Origin of the sequence: Cellulosimicrobium sp. AB352, from assembly GCF_049538415.1 — a bacterium.
Classification (GTDB): Bacteria; Actinomycetota; Actinomycetes; order Actinomycetales; family Cellulomonadaceae; genus Cellulosimicrobium; species Cellulosimicrobium funkei.
The window spans coordinates 187,288-198,280 of sequence record NZ_JBMVFX010000006.1 but is presented as its reverse complement, the minus strand read 5'-3'; the positions used below and the strand labels follow the sequence as shown (position 1 = coordinate 198,280).

Here is a 10,993-nt window from a genome sequence, read left to right as displayed (position 1 = left end):
CCCCGGCCCGGTCCTCGGGCGTCGTCGTGCTCGGCGAGGTCTCGCCCTGGGACACGGTCATGGCTCCGGTTACTCCTTGGCCGCTGCGGCGTTCGTCGTGTCGACGATGTCCTGCGGCGTGCCCTTGCCGGCGAGCAGGTTGACCACGGAGGTGTTGAGCGCGTTGCCGACGTTCTGCCCGAACAGCGTGTCCAGCCAGACGGTGACGTACGGCGCCTCGTTGTAGGCCTCGAGGATCGAGACGAGCGCGGGCTCCGTCACGACGCCCTGCGCCTCCTTGCTCGCGGGCAGGGTGTGGAACGCGGTGGCGTACGCCTCCTGCGACTCCTTCGACATGATGAAGTTGAGGAACTCCGCGCACTCGGCGGGAGCCTGGGCCGAGCAGGAGAAGCCGTCGACGCCGCCCATCATGGCGCCGGGCTCGCCGTCGCCGCCCTCGACAGCCGGGAACGGGAACCACTGCAGGTCCGCGAGCGGCTTCTCGTCCGGCGTGAGAGACGCGATGACGCCGGGGTTCCACGCGCCCATGAGCTCCATCGCGGCCTGGTGGTTGGCGATGAGGCCCGCGGACGAGCCCGCGCCCTGCTGCGCGGAGGTCGTGAGGTAGCCCTGGTTGAAGGGCTCCGTCTCGGCGAACGCCTGGAGGTCCTCGCCGGCCTTGAGCCAGCACGGGTCGTCGAAGCTGCGCTCGCTCGCCGCCGTGTTGATGGTGTCCTGCGAGCACTCGCGCAGCGCGAAGAAGTAGTACCAGTGCGCGGCCGGCCACGCGTCCTTCGCGCCGAGCGCGATCGGCGCGACGCCCGCGGTCTTGAGCTGGTCGACGACGCCCTCGAGCTCGCTGATCGTCGTCGGGTTCGCCGTCACGCCGGCCTGCTCGAACAGGTCCTCGCTGTAGTAGACGCCGCCCGGGAGGATCGAGACCGGCATCCCGTAGACCTTGCCGTCGACCGTGAAGGCGCTGAGCGCCGCGTCGCCCACGGCCTCGCGCGTGGTGTCGTCGATCGCGTCGGTGAGGTCCATCGCCTGGCCGGCCTCCACGACGTCGGCCAGCTTGCCGCCGCCGCGCGCCATGAAGATGTCGGGCGCGTCGCCCGAGTTGAGGGCCGTCTGGAGCTTGCCGTCCATGTCCTCGTTCTGGATGGCCTGGATCTCGATCGTGACGCCGGGGTTCGCCTCCTCGAACGCCGCGACCGTCTCCTCCCAGTAGGCCTTGCCCTCACCGGTCGTGGAGTTGTGCCAGAAGGTCATCGAGACCGAGCCGTCGTCCGAGCCGGAGTCGCCTCCGCCTCCGCAGGCCGTGAGCACGAGCGTGCCCGCCAGGGCGACGGCGGTCGCCGTCAGGAGCTTCCGAGACTTCATCGTTCCGTCCTCTTCGTCGAGTCGCACCGGGGCGCACGCTGCCTCGAGCGCGCCGGGCCGCCACCGCTGTGGGGCCGCCGGTAGCGACTCTGGCAGGCGCGACCGGGTCGTGTCAATCGATATCGATAACGTTTTACACACGACGTGGCGCGGGCCTCCGGACGCCCTCGCCAGGGGCTACTGTCATCCCCATGCGCTCCACGGGAAGAGTCACGATCGGCGACGTCGCGCGCACCGCCGGCGTCTCCGTCGCGACCGTCTCCAAGGTGATCAACGGTCGCTATGGCGTCGCGCCCGAGACCTCCCGCCACGTCCAGCAGGTCATCGACGACCTCGGGTACGAGTCGTCGATCGTCGCGAGGAGCCTGCGGAGCAGCAAGACCAACGTCATCGGGATCCTCGTCGCCGAGTTCGAGCCGTTCTCGACCGAGCTGCTCAAGGGCATCTCCGAGGCCGTCGACGGGACCGGGTACGAGCTCCTCGCCTACTCCGGCGGCCTGCGCCGCGACGACCGCGTCGGCTGGGAGCAGCGCTCCCTGTCCCGCCTCGGCGGCACCCTCATCGACGGCGCCATCCTCGTCACGCCCACCGTCGTCGCGCGCGGCAGCTCGATCCCCGTCGTCGCCGTCGACCCGCACCGCGGCCCGTCCGACCCCCCGACCGTCGACTCCGACAACCTCGCCGGCGGCCGCACCGCGACGCAGCACCTCCTCGACCTCGGCCACCGCCGCATCGGCTTCCTCGCCGGCCGCCCCGACCTCGAGTCCGCGCGCCTGCGCGAGCAGGGGTACCGCGAAGCGCTCGCCGACGCGGGCATCGCCTTCGACCCCGACCTCGTGCGCGTCGGCGGCTACCGCCCCGACCTCGCGGACTCCCCCGCGCACGAGCTCCTCTCGCTCCCCGAGCGCCCCACCGCGATCTTCGCCGCCAACGACCTCTCCGCGATCCGCACCATGGAGGTCGCCGCCGAGCTCGGCCTCCGCGTGCCCGACGACGTCTCCGTCATCGGCTTCGACAACGTGCCCGAGTCCGCGCTCACCACCCCGCCCCTGACGACCGTCGACCAGCCCATCCACCGCATGGGCACCGAGGCCCTGCGCCTCATCGTCGACCTCGTCGAGGGCCGGACGCGCGACCCCCACGTCCGCCTCCCCACGACCCTCGTCGTCCGCGGCACCACCCGCGCCGTCTGACCCATCGGCCCGCAGGACGGCGCCGCCGTCGCGAGGTAGAGCCGAGGTCACGCCGAGGTAGAGCCGAGGTCCCGCGAGGTAGAGCCGAGGTCACACCCGACGCCGCGGCCTCGCCGCGGCGTCCAGGCTGACCGTGCCCGACGTCGGCCAGGCACCCGGGGCGGCCAGGTCGCCCGTCGGGACCGGGGGCGGGCCGACCAGGCCATCCGGGCAGCGCGAGCAGGCGATTCCGGCGCGTCCGTCGGCCCGGACGTGCCGGAACCACCTGCTCGACACGACGGCGGTCGGTCCGCGCCCGGCGACCGTGGCGCCGCCGCGGGAGGTCGCCCGGGCGGTTCTCGCCTGCGGGGCACGAAAGGCGGGGCGACCTCCGCCGTCGGCCCGGCGACCAGGGTTCTACCTCGCGGGACCGCGGCTCTACCCCGCGGGACCAGGGCTCTACCTCGGAGGGGTGACGGCGTCGGAATCCTGGGCGCCTCGTCGTCGTTATGTCACCAGTACCACTGTCGACAGACCTTGAGGAGGTCAGGTGGCCCGCCTCGCACGCCGCGTCCAGGTCGAGAACGACTTCGGCGAGATCATGCACTACGACCGTCACACCGGCGGCGGCTTCGTGTCGCCCCACGCCCGCGTCCCCGAGTCCGTGCCCGTCGGGTGGGGCACCTACGTCGAGAAGGGCGCCGTGGTGGGCCACGGCTGCCGGCTCGGCGACGGCACCTGGATCGACCGGGACGTCGTCCTCGGCCGCGACGTCCGCGTCGGCGACAACGTCCGCATCGCCCCCGAGGCGCGCGTCGGCGACCGTGCCCGGGTGGGCAGCGGCGCGCGCGTCGGGCGCCGGGTGCTCGTGGAGGCCGGCGCCGTCGTCCCGCCGGACGAGATCGTGCCCGACGACGCGACCGTCCGCCGCCGGGGCGGCCTGCGCTCCGGGTACGACGTCGCGGCGTAGCCCCACCCCCCGGCCACCGCGTGGCGCGACCTCCCCCGGTTGCCGCGCGGCGCGCCGGGCGGGCGCCTTCCCGCGTCGGCCGCCGGGTGCGTAGCCTTACCGCCCGTGACCTTCCCGCCGCACGGCCCGGCCGTCCCCCCGCCCCAGCAGCCTCCGCACCCGCTGGGCCCGGCGGGTGCCGCCGTCCCGCTCGACCCGCGCGCCGTGCTCGAGGGCCGGCCGCCGGGCCGCGCGCGCGTCGGCGTCATCGTGACGATCGCCGTCGCGAGCCTGTGCCTGCTCGTGGGCCTCGTGCTCGCGGCGCTGTCCGGGGTGGGCACGTTCACGGTCGGGCTGCTGCTCGCGCTCGTGCCGCTGGGCATCTGGGTGCCCGTCGTGCTCGCGCTCGACCGCCTCGAGCCCGAGCCGCCGAGCGCGCTCGTCGTCGCGTTCCTGTGGGGCGCGGGGATCGCGACGCTCGTCGCGGGGATCCTCAACACGCTCGGCCTGGAGCTGCTCACCGCGCCGCTGTTCGGCGAGGAGGTTGGCTGGTACGTCGTCGCGTCGTTCGGGGCGCCGTTCGTGGAGGAGATCCTCAAGGGCGCGGTGCTGTTCGGGATGCTCTGGTTCCGGCGCCACGAGATCGACGGCTGGACCGACGGCGTGATCTACGCCGCGATGGTCGCGCTCGGCTTCGCGGCGGTCGAGAACGTCACGTACTTCATCATGGCCGCGCAGGACGGCACGCTCGGCCCGACGTTCGTGCTGCGAGCCATCGTCACCCCCCTGCTGCACCCGCTGTGCACGGCGCTCACGGGCCTCGGGGTCGCGAGCGCGGCCACGAGCCCGCCCGGGCCGCGCCGCGTGCTCGCGCCGCTCGGCGGTCTCGCCGCGGCCATCGCCCTGCACATGCTGTGGAACGCCTCGACCGGCTTCGGCCCGCTCGCGCTCGGGGTCGCGTACCTCGCCGGGCTCGGGGTGCTGGTCACGCTGGTCGTCCTGCTCGTCCGGGACCGACGCCGCACGGTCGCGACGATCCAGCGCCAGCTCGTGCCGTACGTCCCGACGGGCCTCGTCACGCCCGCCGACCTCGCGATGCTGTCGACGCTCGCCGCGCGCCGCCAGGCGCGCGACTGGGCCCGCCGCACCGGCGGCGCGGGGGCCGCGCACGCGATGCGCGACTACCAGCAGGCCGCGACCGAGCTCGCGCTGCTCCACGACAGGGTCGAGCGCGGCGCCGTCGAGGCGTGGCGCGTCGAGGGGCAGCGGCGCGCGCTGCTGCAGCTCATGCTCACAGCACGCCAGGCGTTCCTCGTCCGGGCCCCGCAGCCGCCGCCGGCCCCCTGGTCGCCGGGAGCGCCGTCGGGGTTCACGTCCGGCGCGTGGGCACCGGGACCGGGCCTGCGGTAGCGGGCCGCTCGCCGCGCCGCGGGGGCGTGCGGATGACGAGCACCGCGTCGACGGGTGCCCCGTCGAGCGCCCGGTAGGAGTGCTCGGCGTCCGACACCCAGCGCAGCTCGTCGCCCACGGTCACCACGGCCTCCGCGCCACGACGCCCCGCGCGCACGCGGCCGGACGTCACGAGCAGGTGCTCGACGACGCCCGGCCCGTGCGGCGGCGACGTGCGGTCCGCGGAGGGCTCGAGGTGCAGGTGGTAGACCTCGACGGCGGTGCCGTCGGGCAGGTGGTGGGCGTCGAGGAGGCGGGCCCGGACGCCCTCCGACGACACCTCCGACCCCGGCCGCTCGGCGAGGAGCGTCGCGAGCGGGACGCCGAGCGCCCCGGCGAGCGCGTAGAGCGTCGCGAGCGTGGGGTTGCGCGCGCCGTGCTCGATCTCGGAGAGCGAGCCCTTCCCGACGCCCGCCGCCGCCGCGAGCGCCGACAGCGACAGCCCGCGCTCGGCCCGCAGCGCCCGGATCTGGGCGGCGACCGCGGCGAGCGTCTCGTCCCCGCGGCGGTCCGACGGCGCGGGGGCACCACCACCCGGGGCGTCGTCCGGCCCGGCGCTCGCCCCCGCGCTCGCCCCTGTGCCCGCTCCTGTGCCCGCTCCTGTGCCCGCTCCTGCGCTCGCCTGCGCTCCCCCGTCGCTCACGCGCGGCAGCCTACCGGCCGTGACCCAGGCCACTCTGGTAGCGTTCCGCAAACAGAACGGCTCGGCACGTCCGCTGGAGCAGCATGGAACCCGACCCGGAGCGCCTGCGCCCCGTCCTCGCCGGGCTCGTCACGGCCCTCGTCGGCTTCACGAGCTCGTTCGCCGTCGTGCTCGCCGGCCTGCGCGCCGTCGGCGCCACGCCCGACCAGGCCGCGTCCGGGCTCCTCGCCCTGTGCGTGACGCAGGCCGTCGGCATCCTCTGGCTGACGACGCGCCACCGCACCCCGCTCACGCTCGCCTGGTCCACGCCCGGGGCCGCGCTGCTCGTCAGCACGGGCGCGGTCGCGGGCGGCTGGCGCGCCGCGGTCGGCGCGTTCTGCGTCGTCGGCGGGCTCGTGCTGCTCACCGCGCTCTGGCCGCGCCTCGGCGACCTCGTCGCCGCGATCCCCACCCCGATCGCCCAGGCGATGCTCGCGGGCGTGCTGCTCACGCTGTGCCTCGCGCCCGTCCGGGCGTTCGTCACGACGCCGCTGCTCGTCGCGCCCGTCGTGCTCACGTGGCTCGTGCTGCTGCGGCTCGGGCCGCGCTGGGCCGCGCCGGCGGCGCTCGCGGTCACGCTCGCGATCGTCGGGTACGAGGCCGTGGGGAGCGGCACCCTCGCCTGGGCCGACGCCGTCCCCCGCCTCGACCTCACCGTCCCGACGCTGTCGTGGCAGGCGGTCGTCGGGCTCGCCGTGCCGCTCTACGTCGTGACGATGGCGTCGCAAAACGTCCCGGGCGTCGCGGTGATGGCCTCGTTCGGCTACCGCGTGCCGTGGCGCGAGACCATGACCGTCACCGGCCTCGCGACGCTCGCGGGCGCCACCGCGGGCGGGCACGCGATCAACCTCGCGGCGATCTCCGCCGCGCTCGCCGCGGGACCCGAGGCGCACCCCGACCCCCGACGGCGCTGGGTCGCCGCCCACACCGCGGGCTGGGCGTACCTCGTGCTCGCGGTCGGCTCGGCCGGCCTCGCCGCGCTGGTGGCGGCCGCGCCGGCCGGGCTCGTCGAGGCGGCCGCCGGGCTCGCGCTCGTCGGGACGCTCGGGGCCGCCGTCGCGGGGGCGGTCGCCGAGCCGCGGGGCCGCGAGGCGGCCGTCGTGACGTTCCTCGTCGCCGCGAGCGGGACGGTCGTCGCGGGCATCGGCGCCGCGTTCTGGGCCGTGCTCGCGGGCCTCGCCGTCCACGCGGTGCTCACGCTGCGCCGTCGGGCACCCACCCCGGGGCAGAGCCCCGGTAGCCCCCAGGTAGAGCCCCGGTAGCGCGAGGTAGAGCCCTGGTAGCGCGAGGTAGAGGCGTGGTCGTGACCACGCCTCTACCTCGGCGGACCGGAGCTCTACCTCGGCGGACCGGGGCTCTACGCCGGCGGACCGGGGCTCTACCTCGGCGGGACGACGGCGGGCGCGGGCTCGTCCGTCGGGTGCGGCCCGAGGACGGGCAGGTTGTCGCGGAAGACGTTCGTCGGGTCCACGCGGCGCTTGACCTCGCGCAGCCGCTCCAGGGTCGCGGGCGGGAAGGCGTCCGTCACGCGCTCGGTGCGCAGGTCGGTGTCGAAGCTGAGGTACATCCCGTCGAACACGTCGGCGAGCGCGTCCCACCGCGCGTCGAGACGGGACCGGCTCGCCCCCATCGCGACGACCGAGAAGTTCGCGGACCGGTGCGCGTACGCGGTCGCGTCGGCGGGGACGTCCGACGCCGCACCGCCCGTCGAGCGGATCTGGAAGAAGTACGTGTCCCCGCTCGCGACGAGGCCCGCGAGACGCGCCGACGCCTCCGGCGTGAGGTGCTCCAGCAGCCCGGACCGCGACACCGGCTCGCCCTGCCCCCCGTGCGGGCCGGGCGGGGGCGCCGAGACGACGGCGTCGTACGGCACGATCTGCGCCGTCGCCCGGGCGAGCAGCGGGGAGATCGCCGCGAACGGCTGGAGCCGCGCGAGGACGGTGTCCGGGTCGTCGGAGTCGACCATCGTCATGGACTGCGCGACGAGGGGCTGCCCGGGTCGCGGCCGCCCCACGATGAGGAAGCTCGTCGTGTCCCGCGGCGAGGCCTCCACCGTGGCGCCCCAGCGCTCGAGGAACCCGGCGAGGTCCGACGCGTCGTGCACCATCTGCGCGAACCCCACCGCGGACACTTCGTCCGCGACGAGCTCGAACGACGTGACGATCCCGACCTGCGCCCCGGCGCCGCGCACGGCCCAGAACAGGTCGGTGTTCTCGTCGTCGCTCGCGCGCACGACCGAGACGTCCGCGAGGACGACCTCGACCGCGCGCACGTGGTCGATCGTCAGGCCGTGCGCCCGGCCGAGGAAGCCGATGCCGCCCGCGGTCGCGAGACCGCCCACCCCGACGCCGCCGGAGTCGCCCGACGTGATCGCCCAGCCGCGCGGCGCGAGCGCCGCCGCGACGCCGCCCCACCGCGCGCCGGGGCCGACGCGCACGAGGCGCGCGGCGTCGTCGAGCACCTCCACCTGGTCGAGCGCGGCGAGGTCGAGGACGATGCCGCCGTCGTTCGTCGAGCGCCCGCTGATCCCGTGCCCGCCAGAGCGGACGGACAGCGGCACCCGGCGCGTCACCGGCTGGGCGCGCGCGAAGGCGAGCGCCTCGACGACCTCCGCGGTGTCGCGCGGGCGCAGCACGAGGCCCGGCGAGCCGCCGCGCAGGTAGTTCGAGCGCACGCCCGCGTACGCGGCGTCGCCCGGCTCGACGGCGCGCTCCGCGAGCGAGGCGGGGACGTCGTCGTAGGCGATGCCGTCGCGACGCGCGGCCCGCACGGCGAGCGGCACGACGCGCGACGTGTCCGTGCCCCGCTCCGCGCGCGCGGCGTCGACGGCGTCGCGCAGGGCGGGCGCGACCTCGTCCGCGAACCGGCGGGTGGTGCGCTCGTCGTCGGTCGCGAGGACCAGCGTGGAGACGCCCTCGTCGAGGACGAGCGGCAGGAGCCGCTCGACCCAGGCCTCGGGCGGCCCGGAGAGGTCGGGGGCGCCCCCGAGGCCGGACGCTCCCGGGTCCGCCTCGAACGTGCCCGACACGTTGAGCAGCCGCGTCACCTCGCGCGGGTCGCGCCCGACGGCGGCCGCCGCCTCGTCGATGCGCGCGTTGCCCGCGCGCAGCCCGTCCAGGCCGACACGGCCCAGCGACGGGAGCCAGCCGTCGGCCTTCTCCCCCACCAGGCGCAGCATCCGCGGGCCGAGCGCGCCCAGCCACAGCGGGATGCGGCGCGTGGTGCCCGGGCCGGGCGTCGCGCCGTCGAGCCGGTGGTGCCGGCCGGGGACGAACAGCTCACCGTCGCCGTCCTCGCCCCAGATCGCCCGGATGACCTCGATCGCCTCGGCGAGCGCGTCCACGGACTCCCCCGGCGTGAGCCGGTGCGTGCCCATCGCCTCCATCGCGTCCCAGAAGGCCCCCGCCCCGAGGGCGAGCTCGACGCGCCCGTCGGAGAGCAGGTCGAGGCTCGCCGCCGCGCGCGCCAGGACGGCGGGCGGCCGCATCGGGACGTTGACGACGTCGGGCGCGACGTGGATGCGCTCCGTCGCGGACGCGACGTACGACAGCAGCGTCCACGTGTCGAGGAAGCGCGGCTGGTACGGGTGGTCCTGGAACGTCACGAGGTCATAGCCGGCGTCCTCCGCGACGCGCGCGAGCCCGACCGTCGCCTCCGGGTCCTGCGCCGACGGCGTGACGAACGTGCCGAACCGGAGCGGGTGGCCGTAGTCGGTCATGCGCGGGCCCCGCCGTCGGTCGGTGCGACCGGTGCCGGGCCGTCGGCCGCGCCGCGCGCCGCCGCGACGAGCTCGCGCGCGGCAGGCGCGACCTCCTGGCCCACGACGGCGAGCGTCGTCGGGTCGTCGCCGCCGACGATCCACGTGGACACGCCGTGCTCGAGCGTCACCTCGGCGACCTGCTCGGCCCACTGCCGGGGCGACCCCTGGAGGAACCCGGCACCGCCGTCGGCGGTGAACCGGCCGCCGACGTTGAGCAGACGGCGCACCGCGCGCGGGTCGCGGCCCGCCTCCTGGGCGGCGGCGTCGATCGTCGCGTTGCCCTGCGCGAGCGCCTCGAAGCTCTGCAGGTACGCGAGCGACGGGAGCCAGCCGTCGGCCTGCGCGCCGACGAGGCGCAGCATGCGGGGCTTGAGCGCCCCGACCCAGATCTCGACGTCGTGCGCGGGGGCGGGGCCCCGCTTGGCGCCGTCGACGTGGTGGTACGTGCCGCCCACCTCCAGGCGCTCGCGCGTCGTCGTGTCCCACAGCCCGCGGATGACGTCGATGCCCTCGGAGAGCGCGTCGACGGACTGCCCCGGCGTGAGGCGCTCGCCGCCCATCGCGACGATCGGGTCCCAGAACCCGCCCGCGCCGAGGCCGAGCTCGACGCGCCCGCCCGAGAGCCGGTCGAGGCTCGCGACGGCGCGCGCCAGCACGGCCGGCGGGCGCAGCGGCAGGTTGAGCACGTTGCCCGCGAGGCGGATGCGCTCGGTGCGCGCCGCGACCCACGACAGCAGGGTCCAGGTGTCGAGGAACGCCGCCTGGTACGGGTGGTCCTGGAAGGTCACGAGGTCCAGGCCGACCTCCTCGGACAGCCGCGCGAGCGCGACCGCCTGCTGGGGCGCCGCGGCGGTGGGCGTGACGAAGGACCCGAAGCGCAGGTCGTGGCCGTAGTCGGGCATGGCTCCTCGCGATCTCAAGATACGTTGTTGTACAGAACATATCGAGAACAGATAGGTGGTGCAACCGCATTCCCGCGGTACCCTGAGCGGATGAGCACGAGCGCGACGACCGCCGCACCCACCGGCCCGGCCGAGCTCCCCGGCCGCCTCGAGGACCTCGGCTGGCACCTCGGCGTCCTGCTGCGCGCCTACCGCGCGACCGTCGAGCAGGCGCTCGACGACGTCCCGCACGGCACGCGCGGCTACCAGGTCCTCGTGACCGTGGCGCAGGGCGACCACCCCACGCAGCTCGCGCTCGCCGAGCACCACGGCATCGACCGCACCGTCATGACGTACCTCGTCGACGACCTCGTCGCGTCCGGCCTCGTCGAGCGGCAGCAGAACCCCGCCGACCGGCGCGCGCGCCGCGTCGTCGCGACGCCCGAGGGCCGTCGTCGTCTCGCCGGGTGGGCCGCCGCGGTGCACGACGCCGAGGAGGACCTCCTCGACATGCTCTCCCCCGACGAGCGCGGCACCTTCCGGACCCTCATGCGCCGCGTCGCGTGCGACCTCCGCGACATCGACGCCGGCACCGACCCGTGCGCCGTCGCCGAGCACACCCTCCGCGGCACCACCACCCCGCCCAGGTAGAGGCAGGGTCCGCCGAGGTAGAGGCAGGGCCCGCCGAGGTAGAGCCAGGGTCAGCCGAGGTAGAGCCAGGGTCCGCCGAGGTAGAGCCGT

9 protein-coding genes are annotated in these 10,993 nt (G+C 75.6%); 5 read left to right on the top strand and 4 right to left on the bottom strand.

The window, feature by feature from the left end:
• Positions 1-69: 69 nt before the first annotated feature.
• Positions 70-1,359, bottom strand: coding sequence for an ABC transporter substrate-binding protein (locus ACPCUX_RS06625; protein ID WP_043660009.1), 1,290 nt, complete (start codon positions 1,357-1,359; stop codon positions 70-72).
• Positions 1,360-1,550: 191 nt separating this feature from the next.
• On the opposite strand from ACPCUX_RS06625, the gene ACPCUX_RS06620 reads away from it, so the two are divergent.
• From ACPCUX_RS06620 to ACPCUX_RS06610, 3 genes are all read left to right on the top strand, one after another.
• Entirely contained in the window at positions 1,551-2,552 is a 1,002-nt protein-coding gene (locus ACPCUX_RS06620) for a LacI family DNA-binding transcriptional regulator (protein ID WP_144679847.1), read from the top strand.
• A gap of 529 nt (positions 2,553-3,081) precedes the next feature.
• Positions 3,082-3,501 carry a hypothetical protein gene (locus tag ACPCUX_RS06615; RefSeq protein ID WP_034652356.1) on the top strand — a complete coding sequence of 140 codons (420 nt, stop codon included), beginning with the start codon at positions 3,082-3,084 and terminating at the stop codon, positions 3,499-3,501.
• A 105-nt stretch (positions 3,502-3,606) separates the two neighbouring features.
• Positions 3,607-4,890, top strand: coding sequence for a PrsW family intramembrane metalloprotease (locus tag ACPCUX_RS06610; protein WP_228485085.1), 1,284 nt, complete (start codon positions 3,607-3,609; stop codon positions 4,888-4,890).
• On the opposite strand, the gene ACPCUX_RS06605 is transcribed toward ACPCUX_RS06610, so the two are convergent.
• Entirely contained in the window at positions 4,850-5,572 is a 723-nt protein-coding gene (locus ACPCUX_RS06605; RefSeq protein WP_423388413.1) for a helix-turn-helix domain-containing protein, read from the bottom strand. The genes ACPCUX_RS06610 and ACPCUX_RS06605 overlap by 41 nt on opposite strands.
• A gap of 83 nt (positions 5,573-5,655) precedes the next feature.
• Here ACPCUX_RS06605 and ACPCUX_RS06600 point away from each other — a divergent pair, with 83 nt between their 5' ends.
• The gene (locus ACPCUX_RS06600; protein WP_423388412.1) at positions 5,656-6,873 is read left to right on the top strand and encodes a benzoate/H(+) symporter BenE family transporter; all 1,218 of its coding nucleotides are present in this window, start codon (positions 5,656-5,658) and stop codon (positions 6,871-6,873) included.
• A gap of 116 nt (positions 6,874-6,989) precedes the next feature.
• Here the strand turns inward: ACPCUX_RS06600 and ACPCUX_RS06595 are convergent, their stop codons facing one another.
• Positions 6,990-9,329, bottom strand: a complete 2,340-nt coding sequence (locus ACPCUX_RS06595; RefSeq protein WP_423388411.1) for an LLM class flavin-dependent oxidoreductase — start codon at positions 9,327-9,329, stop codon at positions 6,990-6,992.
• Positions 9,326-10,273 (bottom strand): LLM class flavin-dependent oxidoreductase, encoded by a 948-nt coding sequence (locus ACPCUX_RS06590; protein WP_423388410.1) that lies wholly within the window; start codon positions 10,271-10,273, stop codon positions 9,326-9,328. Before ACPCUX_RS06590 ends, ACPCUX_RS06595 begins: the two co-directional genes overlap by 4 nt.
• Positions 10,274-10,363: 90 nt before the next feature.
• Between ACPCUX_RS06590 and ACPCUX_RS06585 the strand changes: the two genes are divergently transcribed.
• Positions 10,364-10,903: a MarR family winged helix-turn-helix transcriptional regulator gene (locus ACPCUX_RS06585; RefSeq protein WP_423388409.1), complete on the top strand. Its 540-nt coding sequence runs from the start codon at positions 10,364-10,366 to the stop codon at positions 10,901-10,903.
• Positions 10,904-10,993 lie beyond the last annotated feature (90 nt).

What these genes read in the sequence shown, in the direction of transcription:
- ACPCUX_RS06620 (WP_144679847.1), top strand. Translation starts at nt 1,551, where the DNA reads ATGCGCTCCACGGGAAGAGTCACGATCGGCGACGTCGCGCGCACCGCC.
- ACPCUX_RS06625 (WP_043660009.1), bottom strand. Translation starts at nt 1,359, where the DNA reads ATGAAGTCTCGGAAGCTCCTGACGGCGACCGCCGTCGCCCTGGCGGGC.
- ACPCUX_RS06590 (WP_423388410.1), bottom strand. Translation starts at nt 10,273, where the DNA reads ATGCCCGACTACGGCCACGACCTGCGCTTCGGGTCCTTCGTCACGCCC.
- ACPCUX_RS06585 (WP_423388409.1), top strand. Translation starts at nt 10,364, where the DNA reads ATGAGCACGAGCGCGACGACCGCCGCACCCACCGGCCCGGCCGAGCTC.
- ACPCUX_RS06600 (WP_423388412.1), top strand. Translation starts at nt 5,656, where the DNA reads ATGGAACCCGACCCGGAGCGCCTGCGCCCCGTCCTCGCCGGGCTCGTC.
- ACPCUX_RS06595 (WP_423388411.1), bottom strand. Translation starts at nt 9,329, where the DNA reads ATGACCGACTACGGCCACCCGCTCCGGTTCGGCACGTTCGTCACGCCG.